Annotated in this window: 25 protein-coding genes and 2 pseudogenes; 7 read left to right on the forward strand and 20 right to left on the reverse strand. The window is 63.9% G+C overall.

All coding sequences use genetic code 11. The features are described 5' to 3' along the window. The first annotated feature begins 11 nt into the window (after nt 1-11). Nucleotides 12-740 carry a P-loop NTPase family protein gene (locus AAHG09_RS29970; RefSeq protein ID WP_342111688.1) on the forward strand — a complete coding sequence of 243 codons (729 nt, stop codon included), beginning with the start codon at nt 12-14 and terminating at the stop codon, nt 738-740. A gap of 6 nt (nt 741-746) precedes the next feature. Then, nucleotides 747-1,328: a hypothetical protein gene (locus AAHG09_RS29975; RefSeq protein WP_342111689.1), complete on the forward strand. Its 582-nt coding sequence runs from the start codon at nt 747-749 to the stop codon at nt 1,326-1,328. A 55-nt stretch (nt 1,329-1,383) separates the two neighbouring features. Here the strand turns inward: AAHG09_RS29975 and AAHG09_RS29980 are convergent, their stop codons facing one another. After that, nucleotides 1,384-1,614 (reverse strand): hypothetical protein, encoded by a 231-nt coding sequence (locus tag AAHG09_RS29980; protein ID WP_342111690.1) that lies wholly within the window; start codon nt 1,612-1,614, stop codon nt 1,384-1,386. 187 nt (nt 1,615-1,801) lie between these two features. Here AAHG09_RS29980 and istA point away from each other — a divergent pair, with 187 nt between their 5' ends. Next, on the forward strand, nt 1,802-3,301 hold the full coding sequence (gene istA, locus AAHG09_RS29985) for an IS21 family transposase (protein ID WP_342111691.1): 1,500 nt from the start codon (nt 1,802-1,804) through the stop codon (nt 3,299-3,301). Continuing rightward, entirely contained in the window at nt 3,301-4,032 is a 732-nt protein-coding gene (istB, locus tag AAHG09_RS29990) for an IS21-like element helper ATPase IstB (protein ID WP_342111723.1), read from the forward strand. The genes istA and istB overlap by 1 nt, the downstream gene beginning before the upstream one ends. 35 nt (nt 4,033-4,067) lie before the next feature. Here istB and AAHG09_RS29995 read toward each other — a convergent pair whose 3' ends face one another. Together AAHG09_RS29995 and AAHG09_RS30000 are read right to left on the reverse strand one after the other, a co-directional pair. Further along, entirely contained in the window at nt 4,068-5,591 is a 1,524-nt protein-coding gene (locus AAHG09_RS29995; RefSeq protein WP_342111693.1) for a type IV secretory system conjugative DNA transfer family protein, read from the reverse strand. Between the two features lie 495 nt (nt 5,592-6,086). Continuing rightward, nucleotides 6,087-6,841, reverse strand: a protein-coding gene (locus AAHG09_RS30000; RefSeq protein ID WP_342111695.1) for an IS5-like element ISMra5 family transposase whose coding sequence is annotated in 2 segments (ribosomal slippage) — nt 6,087-6,520 and nt 6,520-6,841 — 756 coding nt in all. Because the reading frame shifts where the segments join, the coding sequence is not laid out codon by codon here. Nucleotides 6,842-6,925: 84 nt separating this feature from the next. On the opposite strand from AAHG09_RS30000, the gene AAHG09_RS30005 reads away from it, so the two are divergent. Both AAHG09_RS30005 and AAHG09_RS30010 read left to right on the forward strand, forming a co-directional pair. Further along, nucleotides 6,926-7,330 carry an RES family NAD+ phosphorylase gene (locus AAHG09_RS30005; protein WP_342111724.1) on the forward strand — a complete coding sequence of 135 codons (405 nt, stop codon included), beginning with the start codon at nt 6,926-6,928 and terminating at the stop codon, nt 7,328-7,330. Between the two features lie 399 nt (nt 7,331-7,729). Continuing rightward, nucleotides 7,730-8,173 carry a DUF1810 domain-containing protein gene (locus AAHG09_RS30010; RefSeq protein ID WP_342111697.1) on the forward strand — a complete coding sequence of 148 codons (444 nt, stop codon included), beginning with the start codon at nt 7,730-7,732 and terminating at the stop codon, nt 8,171-8,173. Nucleotides 8,174-9,029: 856 nt separating this feature from the next. Here the strand turns inward: AAHG09_RS30010 and AAHG09_RS30015 are convergent. The 4 genes from AAHG09_RS30015 to AAHG09_RS30030 form a co-directional block, all read right to left on the reverse strand. Further along, nucleotides 9,030-10,274: a replication initiator protein A gene (locus tag AAHG09_RS30015; protein ID WP_342111699.1), complete on the reverse strand. Its 1,245-nt coding sequence runs from the start codon at nt 10,272-10,274 to the stop codon at nt 9,030-9,032. A gap of 48 nt (nt 10,275-10,322) precedes the next feature. Continuing rightward, nucleotides 10,323-10,625: a plasmid partition protein ParG gene (locus AAHG09_RS30020; RefSeq protein WP_342111701.1), complete on the reverse strand. Its 303-nt coding sequence runs from the start codon at nt 10,623-10,625 to the stop codon at nt 10,323-10,325. After that, complete coding sequence (parA, locus tag AAHG09_RS30025) at nt 10,622-11,278, reverse strand: ParA family partition ATPase (protein WP_342111703.1); 657 nt, start codon at nt 11,276-11,278, stop codon at nt 10,622-10,624. Before parA ends, AAHG09_RS30020 begins: the two co-directional genes overlap by 4 nt. A 619-nt stretch (nt 11,279-11,897) precedes the next feature. Continuing rightward, complete coding sequence (locus AAHG09_RS30030) at nt 11,898-12,869, reverse strand: Abi family protein (protein WP_342111705.1); 972 nt, start codon at nt 12,867-12,869, stop codon at nt 11,898-11,900. A 14-nt stretch (nt 12,870-12,883) separates the two neighbouring features. Between AAHG09_RS30030 and AAHG09_RS30035 the strand changes: the two genes are divergently transcribed. Then, nucleotides 12,884-13,522: a hypothetical protein gene (locus AAHG09_RS30035; protein WP_342111706.1), complete on the forward strand. Its 639-nt coding sequence runs from the start codon at nt 12,884-12,886 to the stop codon at nt 13,520-13,522. Here AAHG09_RS30035 and AAHG09_RS30040 read toward each other — a convergent pair. From AAHG09_RS30040 to AAHG09_RS30100, 13 genes and pseudogenes are all read right to left on the reverse strand, one after another. Further along, nucleotides 13,519-13,959: a hypothetical protein gene (locus AAHG09_RS30040; RefSeq protein ID WP_342111708.1), complete on the reverse strand. Its 441-nt coding sequence runs from the start codon at nt 13,957-13,959 to the stop codon at nt 13,519-13,521. The two genes, AAHG09_RS30035 and AAHG09_RS30040, sit on opposite strands and share 4 nt — an antisense overlap. 5 nt (nt 13,960-13,964) lie before the next feature. Continuing rightward, complete coding sequence (locus tag AAHG09_RS30045; protein ID WP_007558556.1) at nt 13,965-14,546, reverse strand: recombinase family protein; 582 nt, start codon at nt 14,544-14,546, stop codon at nt 13,965-13,967. Between the two features lie 851 nt (nt 14,547-15,397). Continuing rightward, complete coding sequence (locus AAHG09_RS30050; protein ID WP_143012200.1) at nt 15,398-15,955, reverse strand: alpha/beta fold hydrolase; 558 nt, start codon at nt 15,953-15,955, stop codon at nt 15,398-15,400. 41 nt (nt 15,956-15,996) lie between these two features. Continuing rightward, nucleotides 15,997-17,337, reverse strand: coding sequence for an SDR family oxidoreductase (locus tag AAHG09_RS30055; RefSeq protein WP_342111713.1), 1,341 nt, complete (start codon nt 17,335-17,337; stop codon nt 15,997-15,999). A gap of 572 nt (nt 17,338-17,909) precedes the next feature. Next, a complete protein-coding gene (locus AAHG09_RS30060; RefSeq protein ID WP_091713655.1) occupies nt 17,910-18,521 on the reverse strand; it encodes a DUF892 family protein in 612 nt (203 codons plus the stop codon). Between the two features lie 115 nt (nt 18,522-18,636). Beyond that, nucleotides 18,637-18,978: pseudogene (locus AAHG09_RS30065) on the reverse strand (oxidoreductase). Between the two features lie 142 nt (nt 18,979-19,120). Then, nucleotides 19,121-19,234 (reverse strand): annotated as a pseudogene (locus tag AAHG09_RS30070) (alkene reductase); the annotation flags it as partial. Between the two features lie 104 nt (nt 19,235-19,338). Then, nucleotides 19,339-20,160 carry an alpha/beta fold hydrolase gene (locus tag AAHG09_RS30075; protein ID WP_091713657.1) on the reverse strand — a complete coding sequence of 274 codons (822 nt, stop codon included), beginning with the start codon at nt 20,158-20,160 and terminating at the stop codon, nt 19,339-19,341. A gap of 106 nt (nt 20,161-20,266) precedes the next feature. After that, on the reverse strand, nt 20,267-20,650 hold the full coding sequence (locus AAHG09_RS30080; protein ID WP_342111716.1) for a hypothetical protein: 384 nt from the start codon (nt 20,648-20,650) through the stop codon (nt 20,267-20,269). Between the two features lie 714 nt (nt 20,651-21,364). Then, nucleotides 21,365-21,703 carry a hypothetical protein gene (locus tag AAHG09_RS30085; protein ID WP_342111718.1) on the reverse strand — a complete coding sequence of 113 codons (339 nt, stop codon included), beginning with the start codon at nt 21,701-21,703 and terminating at the stop codon, nt 21,365-21,367. 235 nt (nt 21,704-21,938) lie between these two features. Continuing rightward, nucleotides 21,939-22,679: a phosphate/phosphite/phosphonate ABC transporter substrate-binding protein gene (locus AAHG09_RS30090; RefSeq protein ID WP_091713658.1), complete on the reverse strand. Its 741-nt coding sequence runs from the start codon at nt 22,677-22,679 to the stop codon at nt 21,939-21,941. A 49-nt stretch (nt 22,680-22,728) separates the two neighbouring features. After that, the gene (locus AAHG09_RS30095; protein WP_143012201.1) at nt 22,729-23,091 is read right to left on the reverse strand and encodes a hypothetical protein; all 363 of its coding nucleotides are present in this window, start codon (nt 23,089-23,091) and stop codon (nt 22,729-22,731) included. A gap of 180 nt (nt 23,092-23,271) precedes the next feature. Next, nucleotides 23,272-24,223 (reverse strand): catalase family protein (locus tag AAHG09_RS30100; protein ID WP_342111721.1); only part of this gene is annotated, 952 nt, incomplete at its 5' end.

The raw sequence follows: 24,223 nt of genomic DNA on the forward strand, positions 1-24,223 counted from the left end.
AAGGTTCTCCCATGCCCCGCATCCTCCTCGTCGCCCAGGACAAGGGCGGCTCCGGCAAGACCGTGCTGGTGCGCGCGCTCGCCGAGTGCCTGCCGTCCGCCCACCTCATCGAGATCGAGGCCAACCGCCGCCTGGTCGAGTTAGAGGACCGGGTCAGCTTCTTCCCCGTCCGAGCCGAGCGCGGCGAGATCAACCGGACGGGCGGTGCCGCCGCACGCGCGGAGTTCGACGGGCCGCTCAACGCCATCGCTACCGCACAAGGGCCTGTCATCGTCGACGTCGGCGCCAACACCGCCGGCTCGCTCTTGCCGCTGATCGGCGAGGCGCAGGCGCGCTACGCCCGCCGCGGCGTGGAATTCGGCCTCCTCGTCGTACTCACCAGTGAACCTGGCGCGCTCGCCAACGCCCCCGTCCTGCTCGACCTCGCCAAGCCGTTCACGGCGGCGCGCTTTGCCGTGGAGAACCAGATCGAGGGACCGGTCGACCCGAAGGCGCTCAAAGCCTTCACCAAAGACGTCACCCTGACCCGGCTGGAGAAGCTCAGCCTCGACGAGCGCGCCAACGACCTCCTGCAGAAGGGGGGCCTACGCTTCATCGGCGAGGACCTCACCGCCGCCGAGGACAGCCTCACCGACCGGTTCGGCTTCGCCGAGGCCGGCCGCATCGTCGAGGATCTCACCCGCTTCCGGGCCAAGGCCATGCAGGCCGCAGGTCCGGCGGCACGCTGGCTGGAGGGCTGAAGGCCCGTGGCACGCCCTCCCTCCCGCACACCACCCTCCACGGTCGAGGCGCGCCTGCATGCGGCGCAGGAGGCCGAGCGGGCGGCCACGCAGCGCGTGCAGCAGGCCAGCCGGGCGCGGCTGGCCGAGCTCCTGCGGTTGCCGCCGCACGAGCGCCTGGCCCACCTCGACGATCCGGCGCTGGTGGGCCCGGACCGGATCAGCCTGCGCCGCTCGCTTCAGGCCGATCTCACCCGGCCGCGGCGCCGCTGGCGACCGGGAGGCCGGTTGCGGGCGCTGGGTCGCCGCCTCGGTGCGGCCGCGCTGCGTCAGCTCCTGCACCCGGCCGTACTCGGCCTAGCCGGGATCACGGGCGTGTGGCTGTACACAGCGTGGTCTGCCACTCCCCAGCTGGCGATCTCGACGCAGGCGTTGACCAGCAACCTGATCGGTCCGGACGGCCGCGTCGAGAGCTACACGTTTCCAGCCCGAACTTGGGTCCCGGTCGAGCGGCTCGACGCGCAGGTGGCACAGATCCGGGTCTGGTATTCGGGCCAGCGTTACGGCCACGGCACGGTCTGGCGCACCGGGCTCGATCTCTCCCGATAAGGGGGCAGCGCCCCAGGCCGGTGTTGACGCGGCCTGATGAGCGCGGGTGCGGCCCTCAGGCGGTGGCTCGCACCGGCGCGACCGGGTCGAGCAGCCCGGCAAAGCGCGTATCGCGGTGGGCGAGTGTCTTGCGCAGCTTGAGCGGGTCGGTGGTGTAGGCGGCGCTGTTGAGGAACACCAGGGTGTGGCGCTGGGTCAGGCGGGCGAGTTCGGAGGCTGGCACCAGCGCCTCGGGTCCGGGCGCAACGCTCTTCGTCTCCCGGCCGGTGGTGGGGTCGCGTGACACCGTCTCCTGCACACCCGTGAAGGTGCCCAGTGCACTCGACCAGCGCTCGCGCTCCGCGCCTTGCGCGCCCGAGATGTGTTTCGGCGTGGAATAAGGACCCCGTTTTTGGGGTGATCGGCGTCCAAACGGGACCCCAGGACAACTCATCCAGACTGCCTCTCGTGTTCGAACGGGAGGAGCGCGGGGGATGTTTGTCGTGGAGACGATCGCCAAGATCCGCCGTGCCTTTTTCGTGCAGCAGAAGCCGATCAAGCAGATTTGCCGGGAGCTGAAGGTCTCCCGTAAGGTCGTGCGGAAGGTGATCCGCTCCGAGGCGACCGCCTTCCGCTACACCCGCACCAGTCAGCCCGCGCCCAAACTCGGGCCATGGCGGGAGGCACTCGACGGGATGCTTCTGGCCAACGCCGGCAAGGCTCCCCGCGAGCGGCTCACCCTGATCCGTGTCTACGAGGCCCTGCGCGGGCTCGGCTACGAGGGCGGCTACGACGCGGTGCGCCGCTACGCCAAGGGGTGGAGGCGCACGCGCACCGCCGTGACGGCCCCCGCCTTCGTGCCGCTCGTCTTCGCCCCGGGTGAGGCTTACCAGTTCGACTGGAGCCACGAGATCGTGCTGATCGGCGGCGTGACCGTCACGGTCAAGGTCGCCCACGTCCGGCTCTGCCACTCGCGCATGCTGTTCGTGCGGGCCTACCCGCGCGAGAGCCAGGAGATGGTCTTCGACGCCCACGACCGGGCGTTCGCCTTCTTCCGCGGCACCTGCCAGCGCGGGATCTACGACAACATGAAGACCGCGGTGGAGACGATCTTCGTCGGGCGCGAGCGCGCCTACAACCGCCGCTTCCTGCAGATGTGCTCGCACTACCTCGTTGAGCCGGTGGCCTGCACGCCCGCCTCGGGCTGGGAGAAGGGCCAGGTCGAGAACCAGGTCGGGCTGGTGCGCGAGCGCCTGTTCACGCCGCGCATCCGGGTGAAGAGCTACGACGAACTGAACGCCCTGCTCCTCGACGGGGTGATCGCCTTCGCCAAGGCCCATCCTCATCCCGAGGAGCGGGAGCGCACCGTCTGGGAGCGGTTCGAGGCCGAGCGGGCGGCGCTGGTGCCCTATGCCGGCCGCTTCGACGGCTTCCACGCCGTGCCGGCCAGCGTCTCCTCGACCTGCCTCGTACGCTTCGACAACAATCGCTACTCGGTGACCGCCTCAGCCATCGGCCGTCCGGTCGAGGTGCGAGCCTATGCCGAGCGCGTTGAGATCCGCCAGGACGGCCGCATCGTCGCCGAGCACGCCCGTGTCTTCGGCCGCAACCAGACGGTGTTCGATCCCTGGCACTACGTCCCCGTGCTGGCCCGCAAGCCCGGCGCGCTGCGCAACGGCGCACCGTTCAAGGACTGGGTCCTGCCTGCCGCCCTCGACCGGGTCCGGCGCAAGCTCGCCGGCTGTCCTGACGGTGACCGGCAGATGGTCGAGATCCTGACCGCCGTGCTCGGCGATGGCCTGCCCGCGGTGGAGGCTGCCTGCGCCGAGGCGCTGCGCGAGGGCGTGCACTCGGCCGACGTCATCCTCAACATCCTGGCTCGCCAGCGCGAGCCGATCGCACCCATCACCCTCCTGACGCCCGAGGGTCTGCGGCTGCGCCACGAGCCCGTCGCCGACTGCGCCCGCTACGACAGCCTGAGGAGAGCCCTATGATGGAACGTCAGCAGATCCTCGCCACCATGGGCGAGTTGAAGTTGTTCGGGATGAAGGCTGCCTACGACGAGATCATCAAGGTCGCCGTGAAGCGCACGCATGAGCCGCAGCAGATCGTCGGCGACCTGCTCCAGGCCGAGATCAGCGAGAAGCAGGCACGCTCGATCCGCTACCAGATGACGATCGCTAAACTGCCCCTGGCCAAGGACATCGCCGAGTTCGACTTCAGTGGCACGCCGAGCAACGAGATCCTGGTGCGCGACCTCGCCGGCGGCGAGTTCCTCGCTCACCAACGCAACGTCGTGCTGGTCGGCGGCACCGGCACGGGTAAGACCCACCTCGCCATCGCAATCGCCCGGGCCTGCATCCGGGACGGGGCACGGGCCCGGTTCTACAACGTGGTCGACCTTGTCAATCGGCTCGAAGCCGAGGCGCGTGCCGGCCGGCAGGGCCGCATCGCGGACCATCTCGCTCGGCTCGACCTCGTGGTGCTGGACGAACTCGGATACCTGCCGTTCGCGCAGTCGGGTGGGCAGTTGCTGTTCCACCTGATCAGCCGCCTCTACGAGACGACCTCGATCGTGGTCACCACGAACCTCGCCTTCGGGGAATGGCCGAGCGTGTTCGCCGGCGACGCCAAGATGACCACGGCGCTGCTCGACCGCCTCACCCACCATTGCGAGATCGTCGAGACCGGCAACGAGAGCTGGCGCTTCAAAAACCGCGCCTGAGGCCCGCACATTCGGCACGCCTGCTGGATCCCTGCTCAGCCCGGCTGCGCCACCCCGACCCGCTCCGCCGGTCTGACCAGGGGCGTCACGCCACGCTCACGATGGGGTCCCGATTGGAAGCCGATCCGGGGTCCCGTTCCGATGCCGTTTGACACCGAGAGGTTGAACAGCATCAGGGCCTCAGCGGTGTCGCGCAGGATGGCGGCGCCCGCCTCGCCGTAGGTGTCGGTGATCTGCGCCTCCGACTGCCAGAAGGTCCACAACGACACGCCGTAGCCCGGCAGCTCGCCGGCGCCGCGCAGGATCGCGTCGAAGCGCCCGATTACGTAGGCCTCGTCGATGATGACGAGCAGGCGCTCCGCCACGGGCGTGCGCCGCACGGTGCTAAACAGGGCGGCGAGCAGCCAGCGCACGTAGGCGCTGAGCTCCTTACGGCGGTCGTCGGCCGGCAGCACGATGAACAGGTCGGTGTCGCCTGTGCAGAGCGCGTCGAGGCTGAAGCTGTGGCCGGTCACCACCTGCTGCATGCGCGTGTCCAGCATCCAGCTGAAGCCTTGAGCGGCGGTCGTGAGGATGCTGGCGCGGCTCTTCTCGTCGTCGGAGTCGAGGATGCCGCGCGCGTCTTGTGCGACGGCGTCATCGTACCCATCCAGCGCGGCGCACAGCGCCTTGGGATCGCGCACCAGGGCGGCGGCCTCGGGTACGCCCTGTCCGGCTCGGATCACGCACTGCAGAGCTGCCACGATAAGGACACCGGCGCGGTCGCGGAAGAAGGCGCCGGCCTCGCTGGTCTGGCCGGCCTCGGGCAGGAGGGCGCGGGCCATGCTCTGCAGCTCCAGCACGTCCTCAGGGTCGAGGCCCAGCAGCGGATCCCAGCGATCCGTGCCGCCGGCGAGGTTGAGCGGATCGAGTACGCACACCCTCTGGCCCATGCTCTCACGCCGACGCCGCACGGCACGCACCACGTCGCCCTTGGGGTCGATCACCACGGCAGGGCCGGCCCAAGCGCCGGGTTCCAGAAAGGCGAGGTTGGGCAGGATCAAACCGCTGGTCTTGCCGGAGCGCGGCGGCGCGATAGTGAGCAGGTTGCCCTCGACCTGGACGCGCACCGCCTGGTTTGTCTTTGGGTCGAGGCCGAGCTCGATCCCCTTGCGCATGCGGGCGAGCGCCCGTGGTGAAGCGAAGTCGGCATCACCGTAGCGGCGCAAGCGATGCCGCAGCGGTACGAGGCGGCCGCCCATCAGGATCAGCATGCCGAGCGCGATGGCAGCTCCCCAGACGATGCTGAAGGCCTCACGCCCGCCACCGGGGAGCGCCTGTGAGCGGCCCAGCACCATGTTGAGGTAGGTCCGGCCCATCCGGACGAGGAGAGCGAGCCACGCGCCTGGACTGCTACCTTCAGGCGTGAACCAGGCAACCGGAGTCCCGGGCAAGGCGGGCCAGGCGCGCGTGTCGAGGCCGTGAATGGCCAGGAACACGGCCGGGTAGCCGAGCAGGAAGACGGCGAGCCCCATGACAAGGATGAGGCCGGCGCGGAAGGCGAGGTCAGGGCGGTACATCGCCTGGCCATAGAACGGGACGCCTGAGCAATCTGGACATTAGGCAGCCCGCATTTGAACGTGCTGATGAAGCGTATGTTGACCACATCAAGCCCGATAAGATCGAACCCTCTGCTCCTACATCCGGAGATGGCATCCTTACGCCTTACAAACACATAGCCAGATCGTTGCGAGAGCCTCAACCGGTGTACATTAAACGGTCGTTTTCTTGGCATTAGAAATCGCATGGAGTTCGGGTGCCTTGAAACAGCCATGGCAAGGTACGATCTTAGAAAAAGACCTTGAGCGGAGGGGTCGTCACACGGTCGGTGTTCACGGTGCTAAGTGGCAGGCTAGGGAGGTTTATCCTCTTTTTCACTGTCTTCACCTTGGCAATCATGATCCCGAACCTAGAGGCAACCTCCATGTTCCAAAATCTAACTGATCCATCCACCCGTATCGGCGCGTTCCTTATCGGCCTAACCGCAAGCACAATTGCCAACTTACCGTCCGGACTCATAACCAGTAGCTGACGGTGGCGGCGAGGCAAACGGCGGCGAGGTAGTTGGTCGCCAGACGGTCGTAGCGGGTGGCGATGCGGCGGAAGTCCTTGAGGCGGCCGAACATGCGCTCAATGGCGTTGCGCCCTCGATAGAGCACCGGGGAGAAGCACGGTTTCCAGCGGCGGTTGATCTTGGGCGGAATATTGGGCGCGGCTCCGGACGCTTCGATCTGCCGCCGAATGGCGTCGCTGTCGTAGCCCTTGTCCGCTAGCACGATGCGGCAGGCGGGCAAGCGTTCGAGCAGCAGCGCGCCCGCCTTGCAGTCGGCGGCCTGCCCGCCGGTCAGCAGGAACGCGAGCGGACGGCAGAAGCGGTCGGTGAGGGCGTGGATCTTGGTCGTGCGCCCGCCTCGCGAGCGACCGATGGCTTGGCTTTGCTCCCCCCCTTGCCCCCTGCGGCGCAGCGGTGGGCCTTCACGGCGGTGGAGTCGATCAGCACCTGGGAGGGCGGCCCACCGGCTTGAGCGAGGGTCTCGAACAGCCCGATCCAGACCCCCTTGGCCGCCCAGCGCACGAAGCGGTTGTAGAGGGTCTTCTTCGGCCCGTAGAGATCGCGTGGCGCGTCGGTCCAGCGCCCTCCAGATTTCAGCACGTGGACGATGCCACTGATCACGCGCCGGTCGTCCACGCGCTCCTTGCCCCGTGTGTCGTTTGGCAGAAGCGGTGCGATCCTCGCGAACTGCTCGTCCGTCAGCCAGAAATGGTCCATCGGCCCCTCCCGCAGGAGCCGTGAATCACACCCAAGCCGTCCGCGCCACCGTTATGGGTCCGGACGCTAGAACTGGCAGATACGCTGCAAACCGCTCTCGCCGTTTCGGTACGTAAGCGGGAGCTGTTTCTGTCACGCACTGGGGAGGACCCGGTCGACCTCGATATGCGAGTTCTAAGCCGCGTTGTGAAAGGCAAGTTCTTGGATGCCACGGGCTGGGATCCCCACCTCAGCAAAGAAGAGCGTTGGGCCCTTGGCCGTGGCATCCTTGAGCGCGACGTGGATGGGGTGATCTTCCGCTGCCCACATCGGCCATCAGCTCAGTGCATCTCCATCCTGAATGGCCAAGCTCTCGAACGAGTAGTTCAGGAGGAGCATTTCCGTTTCGTTTGGGACGGCCAACGGATCAAGACGCTGTACGCGTTCCGCGATGGTGTGGTCATTCTGCCAGAGCGGCTAGCCATGCCTGAAGCTGTTCTAGCCGCTTAGTCCGATCCGGTCTGATACTTCCTTACCTCGACCACTCCCTTTGTAAGAGGCGGCGCAGACGCCCTCTATGGCGTCGAAGCCAACGGCAGCCCACCGCCGGGCGTCCGGGGCGGGGTCAAGGCCGGAGAGCGCAGCGTGCCTTGAGGCCGGCCCGGGCGGCTGGCCCCTCGCAAAAGTGCGGAACCACAACCCCTAACGGTCTCCGCCGCAAAATCGTATTTCCGGAATTACGGCTTTCAGTCCTCTACATTGTGGATCAGCTAATCAACCTGCGGGGTCCGGGCCTGCATGTTACAGCCAGGGATTGCGATGATCGTGAAGGGTTGGGGGCCGCTCTGGTAACGGGGCGGCCTTCGCTCATGGGGGGGACCCGCGTGGCCCCTCCCCAGTTATGCCGGCATGGACGATTCCTTCGACCTTGCCCGGTTCGTCGAGGCGCAGCGCGGCAGCTATGACCAGGCGCTGCAGGAGCTGACGGCGGGCTACAAGCGCAGCCATTGGATGTGGTTCATCTTCCCGCAGATCGCTGGCCTCGGGTTCAGCGCCATGGTGCAGCGCTACGCGATCAGGTCTCTCGATGAAGCGCGCGCCTACCTGCAGCATCCGGTCCTGGGCGAGCGCCTGCGGACCTGCACGGCCGCGGTGAACGCGGTCACCAGCCGCTCGATGCACGCGATCTTCGGGTCGCCCGATGATGTGAAGTTCCGCTCTAGCATGACCCTGTTCGGGCGGGCGGATCCGGGCGAGCCGGCATTCCGGACGGCGCTGGCGCGGTATTTCGACGGGCAGGAAGATCCCCGCACCCTCGAAAAGCTGGCAGCTCAGGGTGAAGGCAGCATCTGAAAAGCGCAAAACCGCTTTTGCGGAAATACGATTCTCTGGTGATCAAAGTGACCAGAGTCCCGGGCGCTGACCATCACAGGCGCGGGAAAGCTCGCCCCAGATTCAGATCGGCGACGCCGCGGGCATGGTCTAGCCGGACGTTCGGCACCCCCTTCTCCCCTGGGATTCGTGGTCGCCCTGCGACCACATCATCATTCCACCGCGCTTTGCGCGGTGACAAAGCCTCTCAGGAGGGCTGTGAGCGGTTTTCAGAGCCTCAGCCGTCACGCTGTCGGTTCTGCCGCCCAGAACGGTTCCTGGAGCCACACAGGTCGATTCTGCCACTCACACACTCGGAGAGCCTATCTTTGGTCGCCGTTAGGCGACCACCATCTGGAATCGAGCCGCCGAAGGCGGCTTCCGTAATGGGTGGGGGACCGGGTTTTCGCGAAGCGAAAAGGGGCAGGGTTTCTTTCGCAAAAGCGCTTGTTAGAGATTCTGCCAAAAATGATTCGACCAAGATTGCTGCTTCAGAAAGGTTAAGAGCGCAAGCGTATGATTATCCACCGGCGCAGCGTTTTAGATGGTTTTCTAGGTTTTAATAAGTTTTAGAGTTTTTGCGCTCGCGCTACCGACAAAAATCCCCGTTCATTTACAGCGGCTTAGCGGTTAATGGGATTGGCAATGTACGGCACCCAGATTGGTGATGTACGGCTTGTCATTGGTGATGTACGGGATGTCATTGGTGATGTACGGTTTTGGATTGACGAAGTACGGTTCTGACAAAAGTTTTCCACAGGCTGTGCGGGGCTTTTCATGCCGCAGCGGGGCCATTGGCGAAGTACGGTTTTGACAAAAACGGCTGACAAAAACGGCTTCAGGCGAGGGGAAGCTCGGGAGCACCCGCACCGCTGCCTAAAGGAACATCAGCCGCGTCGAGCTTGCGCTCGCGCATGACGAGGATCTCTTCGCGTTTGCCCTCGACGATCTCCAGCTCGTAATCCGGGAACGGGAACACCCGGGTGCTGCTGACGAACTGGCGCACCTGGAAGGCGAACTGCGGCAGCCCTTGCAGCGAGCCGCTGCGCTTGTGCAGCTCCTTGAGGCCGTAGCGGGCAATGCCTGTCTTGCCGGCGGCACGGCGAGCCAGCCGGTAGATGAACCGGCCAATGCCCTGCGTGATCAGGAAATACTCCGGATTGAGGGTCAGGATCTGCGGATTGCCCTTCTCCCGCACGACGCCGTTATAGACCCAGTCCGGAATGCCGATTTCGACCTGGTCGATGTTGCCGGTGGTGGTCTTGCTGATCACCTTGAACGTCTGGATCAGCGGCATCGCAACCACCTCCCGGCGGCTGCCGCCAGTCAGGTTGAGGATCTTGATGCGGGTGCCCTGCAGGCGATCAAGAGCGGACTCTAGGTCCTTGTACTGCTTGCCGCCGGAGCTGCGCCGGCAGAACTTCAGGATATGCGACGAGCTCGGCCGGTAGACACGGGCCGGCGCATCGGTGCGCAGCCCTTTGTCTAGGTTGAGGCGGTAGCGACGCGCCTCCTCGGCCAGGCTGGTGACCATATGCAGGAAAATGTCGTAGTCGAACACCGTGGCGAGGCCGGCCGAGGCGCTGCCGTCGATGGTGATGATGCAGTCCTTCAACTCGTAGCGGATCTCCCCTCCCCGCTTGGCCTTGCCAAGGGAGAACGGCGCCACGTCCATCAGGTTGACGTCGTCTTTGAGCGGCGCGTCGTAGATGCTGGGCACGAAGAACGAGAGCTGGCTGTCGTCCTCGGGCGCCTCACGCAGCACGGGTGCCGGCAGCTCAGAGGTTAGCGCGCCAACGATGTCCGGCCGCCGCTCATTGAGTTTGACAGCATCGCCGAGGTCCTTAAGGGCCTGCTCCAGCGCGTTCGTCGGCTCCGGTGCGACCTTGAGGTCGGCCAGGCTGCGCCGGCTGTAGAAGCGCCGCAGGCGGCTCAGGGCATCCTTGCTAAGCTCCAGCGTCTCACGCCCGGTCCGGGCGCAGAAGGTATCCGCCAGCTCCTGCAGGTAGGCGTTTTTCTCGTGCAGCCCCAACGCCCCGAACTGGTCGAGGGGCATCAGGTCGAGGCGGGCGGGCTCGCTCACGTCAGGAATTCCGGAATGTCGTAAAAGCGGATTTCTGCATCAGCGCATTTACGACGCCGGGAACTCGCGTTCGAGCAGGTCGCGCATCATGTCGGCCATCTTCTGGCCGCGGGCGGCGCACTGCATCTTCACGCGGCGGTGCAGGCTTTCCGGCACGTCAATGGTGAAGCGGGACATCTTTTCCTTGGTGGTCTCAACGGGGGCAGCCTCGACGGACTTGAGGCTGGTCACGTTGCCGCTCTCCCGGTCCGTCGCCGGCTCGGCGTCGCGGTTGGCGATCCAGGCATCAGCGCCTGAGGCCAGCTTCGAAGTGGGCACCTTGATCGATACCGATTTGCCAGCCTTGCTCATGCGGCCTTCCTTTCCTTCTTGGTCTTGGTTTTGGTCTGAACGAGCTCGGCGGCCAGCTGGGCCATCTCGATCGCGGCCTCGCTCTTGGGATCCGTTTCGATCACCGCCTTCCCCTGGGCCGCGCTCTCCGCGTAAATCACCCGCTGGCAGAGCGCGTTGGGCAGGACCGGAAAGTTGAACTGCTCCAGTGCGTTAGCTACATCCCGACCAATGGCCGTATTTACGATTTTGCGGTTAATCACAAAAACGGCTTTGATGTTTTCTTTAAACTGCTGCGCCTCGCGGATCAGCTGGACCGTATCTGCGGATGCCCACACGTCGTAGGGTGACGGCTGGACCGGGATCAGCACCACGTCGCTGGCCAGGATCGCGGCGCGGCCAAGATCGTTCACCCGCGGCGCGCCGTCGATGATCACTACATCGTAGTCGGCTGCCAGCTCGGGCAGGTCCTTATGCAAGGTCGGCTTGGCCATGCTGATGACCGGGAACAGCGGATCGGCTTCACGGGCCGATGACCAGGCCATCGAGCTGCCCTGCGGATCGGCGTCAACCAGCAGCACCCGGTTGCCGGCTTTGGCGACCACGGCAGCAAGGTTGGTGGCGATGGTCGTTTTACCGACCCCGCCCTTCTGGTTGAGGACCCCGATGATCATGCGGTCGCCTTTCTGGATTTGCGTGTCGTCGGATTTACGCTTTTCCGCAAACCCGCATCTGTAGGTTCACGATTTCACACAAGCACGACGCTGCCAACGCTTCGTTAACGCTCTTTGCCAGTGCTGTGACCAGCAGGTCACATTTCTGCAAAGCCACAGACCCGCAAAATCGTATTTCTGGAATGGCCTCGACGAAGAAAGCGCCGCCCTCAAGGCGGTGCAACAAGCAGGCATACGATCGCGGGCAGGCCGCAGAGGAGGGGTCCCAACTGGGTCACCGGCGGCCGTACCCGTTGGGCCTGACACCGCAGCGTCGTCGTTTGGGGATGAGCCGGCGCCACCATTCTCTGCCTAACTATGGCATGGGCTACCGGCTGCAGCTGACAGGATCAACCTGTAAAGTCGTAAAAGCGGTTTTCTGGATTTGTGGCCGAGCAGCAGGGCTGATCAGAGCGGGGCTTAGCCCCGATGGCAGCTCAGCACCGTCTGGCTGGGACGGGGTCAAGGCCGAAGAGCACAGTGTGCCTCGAGGCTGGCCCAGACAGATGGTCTCTCAGCAAAGCGCCGATCGAACGAGCTGCCACGGCTCACTGTAAAATCGTATTTCCGGAAATCCTGGTCAGTTCCAGATGCTCTGCTTGTCCCAGCCAGTCGGAAACCCGGCTTGGGCCAGGCTGACATGCGGGGTTTGCGGAAACTCCTTGGTCAGGGCAACGAACCGCTGGCACCAGCTCGAGGTCGGATTGATCGACCGTAGCAGGTACGTGGCAATCAGCGCCGAGCCATAAACCCGGGTTTGAGCATGCGTGTTGCCGATGATGTGCGCGAGCTCGGGAGCGGCCTTGGCGGCGGGCAGGCGCATCTGGATCACGGACGGCTTGTTCCAGAGCCGGCTGTGGTGCGCACAGATATTACGGCAGACGTTCAGGTTGCGCAGCCAGGTTTCCAGTTCGAGGCCAAGCGGAACACCGTATTTCTGGGCGATCATGTTCTTGTCCTTGCCCAGCATCCCACCGAAGAACACGGATAACGTGCCAAACTCCCACAGCTCGATCGACATCCAGATGGGGAGATGATCGCCGGCATACCTGGATTTGAAGTGCTTGACGAAGTCCTCTTTCGACCGCGCGAACGTATCGTCGATGCGGCGGACCCATTCCTGATGCTGAGGCAGCTGACTGCCCGGTTTGACCGTCTGGACAAACCTCTGGTTAAGCTGGGCGGGGTCCCGATGCGCCCAGCCACTCCGGGCACCTAGGAGCGTGGCGACCTCGACGCGCAACGCAACTTCAATGCGCTCCATGGCATCGAGCATCAATAAACGAAGCTTTTTGTCGAAGACGTACAAGTCGACAATTGTCTGCAGGTCAGTCCCGGCGCGGTAATTGTCGAGGATCTGCGTTGTCGTGACGCCATTAGCGTCTTTAACGACTTGCGAATCACGGAATGAATGGAGGTAGCCACTCAGCCGGTAGTAACCAATCCGTCCAAGGCAAGCATTGGCCTTGGCAACATCAGTAATCTGCAGCCCACGCTGTTGAAGCAGAGCCAACTGCTGCTGAATTGTCAGGAAAGGTTTGGCGTACGGCATTACCGTACTTATAAATGAAGAAGACCGGCCCGTACACTTGCGTGCAGAGGGAACCGGCCATGTTGTTATCTACATGGGGCAACGCCGGCTGTTCTGCAACTGAATTTGTTGCAAATTTTCAGCATGGCGATAGCAACAAGCAGGCAACTGCTTGTTGCTATCGCCATGCTGGCCTTTTGTCAAGCCCTCTCAAAGCCTTGCAGATAAAGGACTTTGGCATGATCCGCATCTTCAGATATGTTGCAAAAAAGGTGTTTGCAACGATGAATGAGCGCGACGAGGGAATGGTCCTTGAGCAGCGTCTAATACGCGAGATCGAGGGGGTAGACCAGCAGATCCGGGGGCTGCAGCAGCAGCGCAACATGCTTGAAACGCTGCTGCTTAAGGCAAGGCGTGAGAACGTCGCCACGCGAACCGTATCCCGGCGCAATAGCGTCGGGCGTATTCTTGTCGAGACCGTCATCATTGAAGCACTGAAAGCGGCCAAGCGGCCTTTGAACAACTTTGAGCTTCATCAGGCTGTTCGGCTGCGCGATCCCACGGTCAAAGACACAACTTTCCGCTCACACCTGCATCGTCTGGCCCAACGTGATCAGATCGTGAGGGTCGCCGGTCGACGCGGCGTCTGGAAAGCGGCTCCGGATCACTCCTAATAACGAAAAGGGTAGGGGCCGAGAAACAGATCGCCAAGGGCTTTGCGCACCCGATAGGTGACCCACCGCTGCCGTAGGTGCTCGTCACGGTCGTGCAGGATATGGCAGCGCTGGCAGAGCGCCTTGAGGTTCGCGGGTTCGTTATTGCCCGGGTCGTGATCCAGGTGGGCACACGCCAGATACATCCTGGTAGTATAGCGCGGCGTGTCGGCTGGGAGCGGCTCTGGCGGCGCCAGCTTCAGCTTGCGACCCTTGCCGCTGCGCCAGGTCTGGGCGGACTCGTCCCACCAGCGGCCATCGCCCAAATGGCAGACCAGCTGGCCGTGCGGCCGGCCGCAGCCTTCGCAGCAGCCTTTGGCCCGCTCGAAGCGGATCACCTGCGAGAGCTGCACCCAGTCGATCGGATAAAAGAAGCGGTTTTCCGGGCGGATCGGCATGAGGCTTAGCCTTTCGCCGCCTGGCTGCGCGTCCGCGCCTGGGGGAAGTAGGTGTAGAAGGTCATGCGGCTGACTCCGAGGCGCTTGGCGATCTCGGCAATCGAGATGTTGCCGGCGGCGAGTAGCGCACGCCCCACCTCCAGATCCCCCTCAGACAACGCCTTGCGCCGGCCGCCCTTACGGCCACGGGCGACGGCGGCCTTAAGGCCTTCCATCGTCCGCTCACGGTTAAGGTCGAGAAAATACTCGGCCATGGCGCCGTGCATCTGCAGGGCGAAGCGGCCGTGGGCGGTCGCGCTGTCGAACTGCTCGGTCAGGCTGCGGAAGTGGACCTCCTTCAGGCGCAGCCCGTCTATCGTGCGCATCATCTCGACAAGGGAGCGGCCGAGGCGGTCGAGCTTCCAGACCACCAGCTGATCGGTTGGGCGCAGGTAGGCGAGGGCGGCCTCGAACTCGGGGCGCTTGGTGCCGGCCTTACCGCTCTTCTTCTCCTCGAAGATTTTTTCGCAGCCGGCCTTCAGCAGGGCATCGCGCTGCAGGTCCAGGTTCTGGTCGAGGGTGGACACACGTGCGTAGCCAACAAGCATGTCAGGATATTCACATAAGAACGTTTTTCTGACAATAGTTTTCCTGACATATTTTCTTTACACAAACGGGGCTGTTTCAGGGTGCCGATGAGAGGCCCAGCCCACCTGTAAGGAAAACGTTCGTTTTTCGGACACAGGGGCCGAAGTAGCTGAATGACCGCTAGGGGTGGATTTACGACAGTCCGCTTTCAGGTGGCAGATGGATCTGAGCGGACATAACCGTGGGGACCCCTCTAGACCTTCAGTAGGCCCTCACGTGCCTGCTACGGGACATTCCGGCTTGCCGGTCTGCTATGACTGGTTCGCTTGCGAAAGTTCGTTTTGGATGGTCTCAGTAGACATCCAAAACAGACCGGTGGCTACGGTCCGCTCAGACCATGCGATCGAGAACCGGCGCTGTCAGTTCGCTATGGATGCGCCTTTAGCAGACTGCCATTCGCGGCTGCTTACGACCCAACCAAGACGCCGGGACTGCTGATTGCGCTTCTCCAAAGCGGTCGCTTGTCAGCCGTCGCGCAACTTCGGCTGGAGTTAAAGAGCGGACGCTGACCCTTCGCCGTGAAGCGGACGTTCCGTAACCGACGTGTAAATGACCGCGGCTCAGGTTTGCGACAAGCACTTTCAAAGTGCATCCCCGCCGACCGTCTCAAGGATTACGCGCGCCGTTTCGACAGGCTGATCCCAATGCGGGAAGTGGCCGCAGCGATTGAACCAGTGCAGCCGAGCCGACGGAAAAGCTACCCGAGCGTGGGCAGCCTGGCGCGGCAGCAGCAGCTGGTCGTGGCGGCCCCATCCTAAGGTGACCCGGCCAGGGTCTCTGCTGGCCCTGCCGCAACGGCCCGCGTGCCAACTCACACAGCATCGCATCGAACACCGGTGTGGCCGCTAGGCTCTGCAGCTCCTCTACGACAAGCTACGGTGGCAGCACCCACGGACGGGCCGACAGTTGGGCTAGCAGCAGCGTGCGGGTGACGGCGTGGTGCGACAGGCCAGGATGGAATGGCCGGAGCAACCGCACCAGGCGTATCGACGCCGCGAGCGTCCAGTGAAACCAGCGTGTTTCCCACCCACACCAGAAACCACCGGGATCGAGCGCCACGCAGTGCCGACCGATGCCCCGCCGCGCCAACTCCAGCACCAGCCGGCCCCCCCACCGAAGTACCGACAAGGTCAGCTGTCGTCAGACATTGCGACTTCACAAAGCTGGCGAGGGCGTCCGCATGGGCCTCAACTGTCTGCGGGCCCGCGAGTTGGGCCGATCGGCCATGTCCCGGCAGGTCAACCAAGATCAGTTCGCGCGAGCCTCGCAAGGCGGTCAAGAGCGAATCCCAGGTGCGCAGATTAGCCCCCAGCCCATGGACCATCAGCAGGGTCCGGCCCATGCCCTGGCGTTCAAACTGCAGGGACATAACGGTATGCTAAAACAGAGTCCGATGGGTTATGACGTCGGTCAAACCGGTTTGCTCAGCAGGACGTCGAGCTTGTCGAGACGCGCCGGCGCCTTGAGAAGAGCGTTCGAACGTTTCATCAGGATCTCTGCTCCCTCACCTGTCAGGTGCGCCTCGCGGCCGGCCTCGTCGGGGAAGACTTCGAAGATGCCGAAAGTGGAGTGGCTGAGCCGGACACCGTACCACGGCGCGGTCGCCCGCTCCCGTCGGACACAAGTGAGGATGTCCCGGAGCAGGGTCTCAACCTCCGCCTCATGTCCGGCCTTGGCCTCGAGATGGATATGCAGCGCCTTGGCCGTGGTGCTCCCCGCCGATCCGGTTATGTTCACTGGACGGTGCGGCAACGCTTTTACGATCGCCCCGAGCACCAGCCCGGCGCCGACGACGGCTGCATTTGTCAGCAACGGGTTGAGCGCCGCTTTGGTGTAAAGGCTCGTCTCGAGAACGCGACCCTCATAATTGCCGCGCTCGCTTAACATCTCGGTCGCCTCATCCAGTCCGCTGCGGTCACGGCTGCGCTGCAGTGGACGACCACTCGGCGTATCCGGGATGATCTTCGCGTTCATGCCTCGATCGGTCAGGCTGGGCGCTAGATGCGCGACCTCCGCCATCACCTTGGCGCCGCCGCCGACATAGACGTCGCGCACCGGCTTCTCGGCAGCCGAGAGGATAGCCTCGGCCACGACACCGGGTGCGTAGACCGGCGGCACATGGTGCGGCTCGCTGTCGAGGTAGTTCTTGGCATTGACCGTGAACGGCGTGTCGATCTGTCCGGGCTTGATCAGCGTCACCGAGACCGGCGCGCCCTCATTCTGCAACTCCATGCGTAGCGCGTCGGTGAAACCCTTCACCGCGTGTTTCGATGCGGAGTACATCCCCTGAAGCGGCACTGCCCGTTCCGATACCTCGCTGCCGACGTTGATCAGCGCACCGCCGTGCTTCTTGAGGTGCTTTACCGCCTCCAGCGAGCCATAGACCTCGCCCCAGAAGTTGGTTTCGAACAGTTTGCGCATGTCTGCAAGGGAGACCTCCTCCAAGCGTCCGTACAGGCCAATGCCGGCGTTGTTCACCCAAGTGTCGAAGCCGCCAAACGTCGTGCGCGCCTCTTCGGCGATACGGGTCAGATCCTCCGGTTTACAGACATCGGCCACCACGACGTGTGCCCGTCCGCCCTTGCTTTTGATTTCGTCAGCGAGTTGCTGGAGCGCACCGTCGCTGCGTGCAGCCAAGATGACGCGAGCGCCGCGATCGGCGGCCATGCGTGCGGTTGCGAGGCCGATGCCGGAGGAGGCACCAGTGATGACGACGGTCTGCTCGGCGAGAGGCTTCAGGGTCGGCGTCATGTAAATCCTTGCGCGGTCTGGATGATCCGATCCAGCATGCTTATCCCGTCATTTTGGGCAGCCGGCTGCAACATGGATCAGAGGAACGACCGGCCCCTCACTGATGCGGTGATTTGGTCGGTAATCCATCTGAGCTTCTGCCGCGTCCTGTCGCGTCGTCGACGCATCTGCTGAGGACCTTGCCTGGTTCTTTGGAGCGGAGGCTCCCTACACTGTCGCCGCGATGTTCATGCCCCAGCTCTCGTAAGCGTTCGAGATCGCGGGTGAGCGCGAGGATGGCGTCCGCTTTCAACCTTTGTGCACCAGGAGCGAACCAGCTCCATTCCACCCCGAGCCGCCGTTCCGCACCCGACCCAACTCGGCCGCCCACGATTTTTTGCGCCTCCACAAAGCAGCCGTTCGTCAGACCCTTGGGTAAGGCCGGCTCCGGGTGGCGAACGGAAGTTGACCGGTAGCCATAAAGTTGACGTTCGACCTCGCGCCCGTCTCAGTCATTTGAGGCACATTCGTTCGTCCCCATAAGCAGACGACGGCAGACCCGGCGTAGGAGTTGCACCTCGTCCGCCCGCCTTTCAACGTCGCTTGGATCGCTCCGCTTCCAAGAGTGCGACCGCGGCCAGCACACCGCCAAACGCCAGCCCGAGCGTAAGGCCGGGGTGCATGGCCGCCGTGGTGGTGAGCGCGGTCTCGCCCGGATAGCGGGTCGAAGTGCGGCGTGCCAGCAGGTGATCGTAAAGTTGCGTGAAGGCGCGGTCGATCGCGCGGGTCTCAACGAGCGTGCGGTCTAAGAGCTTGACTGCTTTGGCGTGTCCGAGCGCCTGTGCGGCGCTACGCAGCGTGCCATACCGGGCGATGTAGAAATGCGCCGCAACTTGACCGTACTCGATGTTGATGAGGTCGCGGTCGGCGGCATTCCCGTGCTTGGCTATTTCCGCTTCGTTGAGATCGCAGATGCCCTGCATGGCGAGATCGTTTCTGGGGTCGGGCCTGACGCCGATTGAGGCAAAGACCTCATCCAACCGCTTTAGCTGAACGATGTTCTGCTTCGATCCAGCCTCCAGCATCTGTTTCAGCTTCGGCAGCGTAGCCGTCTTGTCGTTGCGCTTTGCCTGCGCCGCTCCCTGCCGATGCGCTCCGTGGAGCAGATGTAACCCATCCTCGAAAAGTCGCCGGTTCCCTTGCATTGTTCGACACCTCGTATGCGCGTTCTTGGGCGCAAAATCTGTTTGGCAGTTCTAACCGCCCTAGTCGTTCGGTCGATGCGAGCGACAGCCGGATGCCGGCGCGGTTCCCGCCGTCTCAGGCCTCGGTCACCGCGCGGACCACTTCGAGCGGAAAGCGGAGACGATTCGCGAGCGAGCAACCGTAACGATCGGTTCGCCTGTTGGTTGAGTCTCGTACGAACTACTCCAGCAAGTAGTTGTCGGCCGAGTGGATCTCGACCCCGTCGAAGCCGGCGCGCCTGGCGTTCACGGCCGCGCGTCGGCAATCCTTGACGATGCCGGGGATCTCGTCGGTTTCTAACGCCCGTAGGGTGACTTGGAGCTTCATCCCCTCCATCGTGAAGGCAGTCCCCTCCGGCTTCACCGCCGAGGCCGAAACCGGGAGCCCGCTCCCCGCCTGAAGGTCGGAATGGGATATCCGGCCGGTGTGCTAGAGCTGGAGGAAAATGCATCCGCCGTTGGCGTGGACCGTCGAGACGACGCGCGTTCAGGCCTCGACTTGATACATCCGACCAGATCCCCGGCGTGTAGGCGTAGCCTACGGCCTGGGGCGAGATGTTGGTTGCCAGGGAGACGATCAGGCCGGCGCTGGCGCGTTGACCGTAATAGTCGGCGGCGAAGTCCGGCGGCACGCCTGCGGTCGAAGACCGACTGCGGGTCAGCAGCGCCTTCACGATGCGGTTCTAGAGGGTCAGGTCGCCGATGGTGACGAGCTGAAGGATCGGGCTCGATGTGATGGCTCCTCGGATCATGATGGCGATGGCGAGCGGACCGAGGGTCAGCCCCTCAGGAATGCCACGAGATCGCCGTTCAGCCGCTCGGCATGGGTAAACGGGATCGCGTGAGGGGCGCCTTCGTAGACCACGAGCTTGGCGCTGGGGATCGCAGCTGCGTTAGCCTTGCCCGACACGTCGATCGGCACGGTCTGGTCGGCGTCGCCGTGGATGACGAGGGTCGGCACGTGGAACGCGCTCATGTCGGCGCGGAAATCAGTCTCTCCAAAGGCGGTCACGCTAGCGATCGTCGCCTTTGGCGAAGCGAGCATCGCAAGGTTGCCGGTCCATTGGATCAGGTCGGATGAGACCGGCGACGAGAGCATCCCGACCCCGAAGAAGGTCTTGGCGAAGGTCGCCATGAAGCTCGGGCGGTCCTTCTTCAATCCATCGATCATACCCGTGAACACAGACGGATCCACGCCCTTGGGATTGTCGGCGGTCTTGAGCATGTACGGCGTCACCGCCGAGACCAGCGCCGCCCGGGTGACCCGGGCGCCGCCGTGCCGGCTCATGTAGCGGGCGATCTCGCCTCCACCCATCGAGAAGCCGATGAGAGCGACGTCCTGCAGGTCGAGGGCGTCAAGCACCGCCTTCAGGTCATCGGCGAAGGTATCGTAGTCGTAGCCACCCCAGGTCTGATCCGAACGGCCGAAGCCGCGACGGTCGTAGGCGATAGTGCGCAATCCCGCCTCGGTGAGCGCCGGCTGCTGAAACTCCCACATGTCCGCATCGAGCGGCCAACCGTGGATCAGCACGACCGGCCGACCGCTGCCCCAATCCTTGTAGAAGAGTTGCGCTCCATCCTTAGCCGCGAGGAAGGGCATGCCGGTATCTCCGATCGGTCGTGATGTCGGGCGGGGAAGGCCCGCTGAGCAGCGACGGTTCCCACGCGGTGTACGTGGAGGTTAGGGCGCCCTGCCTTGCGGAAGGCTACGGCCTCACACCTGGACGCATCATGGTCAGGTTGCGACCGGGTTCGTCGGCAATCTGAAGCATGGCTGCCCCTGCCGCGACGAAGCCAGCCATCGCCCTCACATCAGAAGGCTGCATCGGATCACGCGAGATCGCATCCGCCTCTCGCTGCAGGCGGACGTTGCAAGCCCGAGACGGCATCCCACCGTCCGGCGTGCAGGCGTCGTGCCGGGCGCAGGCTGCGTCGAGGGCGTCGATCGGCGGAAGTGGGGCGTTGTTGCCAGGGCCGCAGTAGTTGCCATGGATCAGTATTTTCGGCTCACCCATAGTGCCGGGTTCGGCCAGGACGGGGGTCGCAATGCTTATGGCGAGAAGGAACGGTACGACGGTTCTGCACAGCATGGTTTCATATCCCGAGACGAGCACGCCCCCTCAGACGGCTGGTATCGGGCGCTGCCTGACAGCGTCCCGGATATAGAACTGACCACCGAACAGCGGGTTTCGGTACGAGCTATGCACCGCATCGAGGGAGGTGTGAGGCAAATAAACTCTATGATTGGGGAGAGATAGGCACGGGTCGTCGATAGCTAACTGCCAAACCTGCGTAGGGCAGAAGAGCCCCGCCACCCATTTTACGACGGATGGCGGGGTGAGACGCTATCAGCGACCCATGGTGCCCGAAGAGCCACCCGTTCCGTTGCCCATCGAGCCGGAACTCCCGGCCGAGCCGGTTCCCATTGAGCCGGCGTTGCCCGTCCCCATGCGGCCACCCGTGCCGGTCCTGTCGTTCATCTGACCGCCCGTGCTCATGCCGGTGCCGGCTCCACCACCCGCACCCATCGAACCGCCTGTTCCCATAGAGCCGCCGCTCATGCCGGCGCCTCCACCGGTGCCTGCACCACCAGCTCCACCACCTGCCGCACCGCCTTGTGCGAGAGCTAAGCTAGCGCTTCCAAGAAGCACAGCCGCAGCGATCAAAGGCACGCGCAAAGTTCTGGCGTTCATCTCAAACTCCCTGTGTCATTCGCGGAGATCCTTGGGAGGACCTTGACTGGAAAACCGCGTCAACGAGGAGATGTTCCTGCCTATAAACGCCTTTCTCTCGTAATATTTTTTCTATTTTTCAAAATTTACATAGATTATAATCCGTGGTTGCCCTGCGATAGGACGTACTCTTCGAGTGTGTGCGTTTATTTTATAGTGAGCGACTTTTCTACCGGCGGCGGCCATCTCCACATGCATCTCCATGCTCAGCTGGAACAGCATGCCCCCAACTGGCAATCTTACGAACATAATGAGCTGCTTATCGCGTTCCCCCGTCTTCGCGACGACGTGTTCGGCAAGCGATCGGGTGCCATACCTTTTGGCCGCACCAAGATCGCTCAGCAGGATATCATCGCCGTCCGGCCTCATGCGTCGGCTGTACACGAGGTCGAAGAAGTAACGCTTGGCCATACCTATGAGTCCGGATGCTAAAATACTCGCTGAGGGAGTGTCCGCTTTCGGGCTGCCAGCATTGACGGTTGGATGGCGGCAATGGGCGCGATCCAGCCGAGCGGCTTGGAGGCCCCCAACGTCGCAGCCGAAGCGCCTATCGTTCAGATCTCCGTGCCTTCCGCCAGGACGAGCGCGTCTTTGACGTCCACCCCGAGGCAGCGCCTACGATGAATTCGAGACATCGCTCGCTGGGTCAGGTATTGGCCGGGAGCTTGCCAAGTTCGTGGAAGAAGTGATGCACGTCGGCGTAGAGGAACGGCTTGAAGCAGCCGTAGACCCCCGACCAAGGCGGCACCCAATCCACTAGGGCATCGGTCAGCGCCGACAGGAGTGCGGGGTCGAGGCCGCGCCGGGCGACGATGACGGCTGGCTTGGCGTCTTCGTAGCGATCGATGACCTTCGTCGTGTCGGCGTTGCCGGGCGTCGTGCGCCAGACGTCCTCCGGCACCATGGTGGCGCGCACCTCGCCCGCGGTCACGGCGTCGACCTGCCCCTGCCACGCCTCGACCGGCCGGCCGTCGAAGAAATCTGCGAACCGGATGCCATGGGCGTGCAGCATCACGATCGGTGGGAAGTAGCTCGACGTGCAGGAACTGTTGATGAAGCCGTAACTCGCCCCCCTCAAGTCCATCAGACCCTCGGCCGGGTCGTCCTTGCGCACCACGAGGACGCTGGGCAGGTCGGTGCTGCCGGTGAACTTCGAGGTGGGCATGACGAAGCCGCGGTAGTGGCGGTCCCCCCGGCGCAGGGCGCGCTGCCAGTCGGCCGAGGGGATGTAGGCAAGGTCGGGTTCGTGCCCCGCGACCCTGCGGCCGATCAGCGGCAGATCGGTCGAGCCGTCCACCGCGACGTCGAACCCCCGCAGCACCGCCGCCACGGCCTCGTCGTCCGTGTCGATCGGCAGGTTGGTGTCGATGAGGAACCGGTAACCCATGCGTGCGCCTCGCTCGTGGGGGCCGTGTGGATGGTGTGGAGGAACGCGCTCAGTACGCCCCGGACTGCAGCGCGCCGCCGCCGGGCGCGATCGCTTCAAGACCCAGCGCCCTTAGCCGGGTGCGAATCAGCGGCGCCTTCACGATGCGGTTCTTGAGGGTCAGGTCGCCGATGGTAACGGGCTGCAGGGTCGGGCTCAATGTCATGGTTCCTCGGATCATGCTGGCGATGGCGAGCGGAGTGTGGGTCAGCCCTACAGGAAGGTGATGAGATCCCGGTTCAGCCGCTCGGCATGGGTGTCCGTCCCGCGCGGCCGCCGTCGAGAGGTAGAGCACGTTGCCGACCCGGCGCGCTGGCACGTAGGCGCCGACCGGCTGTGGTTTCATGACAGGTCGACCGAGGATCTCGACCAAGCGTGCGTCGCGTGATGGTTCTGCGGCGCGCAGCGCGGCGATCGCAATCAGCTCGCTGGTCAGTCCTGTGATGAAGGCCCACCTCGATCCCGGGCATGCACGCATATCGGTAACCGCCTAAGTGCGACCGCGCGGAGGGATGCGAAATCGAAGCCGGCTCCAGCCGCCGAAAGAACTCGATCAGTCAGGCAACACCATTGCCTCCCGCGGCTCGGCGATGGTGCGACCGTTCCGCTCGGCGCGGAAGCGCTTGCCCATCTCGTAGGCCTGCTTGCGCGAGCGCATGATGCCGCCGAGGGGCCGATGTGCGGCGAGCCCGTGCCACGGACTGAACGACAGGCCGTCGTCGACCGCGCTCGACCGGGCCTCGCTCCAGGCCGTTTGCGGCTTCACCCGGATCCGCGCGACGGTCTGGTACAGGCTCTCGCTCTCGGGCCAGACGGTGGCGGCGTTCTCGACCGGCATATCGTCTAGGCCGGTGCAGAGCTGCGCCCTGACCTCCCAGAGCCCCCCACTCGCACGGAAGAACTCGACGACCGCCTCCCGTATGGCGTTCGGGCCTGCGTCCTCCGCCAAGGGCTTGTCGGTCAAGGCCGTCAGTTCGGGTGCGACCGGCACCACGGACAACTTGGCGACGTAGTCGCCGAAGCGCACGGGCACCTGACTGTAGAAGGTCTCGCCAAGGATGTTGGTCTCGGGCTGGCCGCCCATCGTCGCGACGGTGGCGTTGGGCGCACCGGTGGTGGAGACGATAAGATCCTGTACGCCACGCATCGCACCCGATACGACCTTCTTGAAGCCCTGCACCTTGTCGGTCGTAGCCGCGAGCAGCTTCAGGGTGGCGAGGAAGGCTTTCGGTGTCGGCGCGCCGAAGGCGGGTCCGTTGACCAGCACGAGGTCCTGGGTGACGTCCCCTTCGGAGCCTTCCAGCCGCTCGCCCTCGACGCCAATGATCTTCACGGCAAGGCCGCGGGGTGTCGAGACGCTGTCGTCGAGGATGTCGCCAGGCAGGGTCGAGAGGCGCATGATCACGGGATAGGTCGCTGGTTTTGAAAACAAGCCCTGTGCCAGCATGGGCGGAAGCCCCGAGGCCACTTCAAGCTCGCCCTCAAGGAAGCCGTGGCTCTTGGCG

It is taken from the genome of Methylobacterium guangdongense (assembly GCF_038442355.1).
Classification (GTDB): Bacteria; Pseudomonadota; Alphaproteobacteria; order Rhizobiales; family Beijerinckiaceae; genus Methylobacterium; species Methylobacterium guangdongense.

Bases quoted from the DNA above. Each gene is read 5' to 3' on its own strand.
- AAHG09_RS30030 (WP_342111705.1), bottom strand. From the start codon at position 12,869: ATGCCGTACGCCAAACCTTTCCTGACAATTCAGCAGCAGTTGGCTCTG.
- AAHG09_RS30090 (WP_091713658.1), bottom strand. From the start codon at position 22,679: ATGGGTTACCGGTTCCTCATCGACACCAACCTGCCGATCGACACGGAC.
- AAHG09_RS29970 (WP_342111688.1), top strand. From the start codon at position 12: ATGCCCCGCATCCTCCTCGTCGCCCAGGACAAGGGCGGCTCCGGCAAG.
- AAHG09_RS30050 (WP_143012200.1), bottom strand. From the start codon at position 15,955: ATGTCCCTGCAGTTTGAACGCCAGGGCATGGGCCGGACCCTGCTGATG.
- AAHG09_RS30040 (WP_342111708.1), bottom strand. From the start codon at position 13,959: ATGCCGATCCGCCCGGAAAACCGCTTCTTTTATCCGATCGACTGGGTG.
- parA (WP_342111703.1), bottom strand. From the start codon at position 11,278: ATGATCATCGGGGTCCTCAACCAGAAGGGCGGGGTCGGTAAAACGACC.
- AAHG09_RS30060 (WP_091713655.1), bottom strand. From the start codon at position 18,521: ATGCAAGGGAACCGGCGACTTTTCGAGGATGGGTTACATCTGCTCCAC.
- AAHG09_RS30085 (WP_342111718.1), bottom strand. From the start codon at position 21,703: ATGGCCAAGCGTTACTTCTTCGACCTCGTGTACAGCCGACGCATGAGG.
- AAHG09_RS30035 (WP_342111706.1), top strand. From the start codon at position 12,884: ATGAAGAAGACCGGCCCGTACACTTGCGTGCAGAGGGAACCGGCCATG.
- istA (WP_342111691.1), top strand. From the start codon at position 1,802: ATGTTTGTCGTGGAGACGATCGCCAAGATCCGCCGTGCCTTTTTCGTG.
- AAHG09_RS30075 (WP_091713657.1), bottom strand. From the start codon at position 20,160: ATGCCCTTCCTCGCGGCTAAGGATGGAGCGCAACTCTTCTACAAGGAT.
- AAHG09_RS30080 (WP_342111716.1), bottom strand. From the start codon at position 20,650: ATGCTGTGCAGAACCGTCGTACCGTTCCTTCTCGCCATAAGCATTGCG.
- AAHG09_RS30055 (WP_342111713.1), bottom strand. From the start codon at position 17,337: ATGACGCCGACCCTGAAGCCTCTCGCCGAGCAGACCGTCGTCATCACT.
- istB (WP_342111723.1), top strand. From the start codon at position 3,301: ATGGAACGTCAGCAGATCCTCGCCACCATGGGCGAGTTGAAGTTGTTC.
- AAHG09_RS29995 (WP_342111693.1), bottom strand. From the start codon at position 5,591: ATGTACCGCCCTGACCTCGCCTTCCGCGCCGGCCTCATCCTTGTCATG.
- AAHG09_RS30045 (WP_007558556.1), bottom strand. From the start codon at position 14,546: ATGCTTGTTGGCTACGCACGTGTGTCCACCCTCGACCAGAACCTGGAC.
- AAHG09_RS30020 (WP_342111701.1), bottom strand. From the start codon at position 10,625: ATGAGCAAGGCTGGCAAATCGGTATCGATCAAGGTGCCCACTTCGAAG.
- AAHG09_RS30010 (WP_342111697.1), top strand. From the start codon at position 7,730: ATGGACGATTCCTTCGACCTTGCCCGGTTCGTCGAGGCGCAGCGCGGC.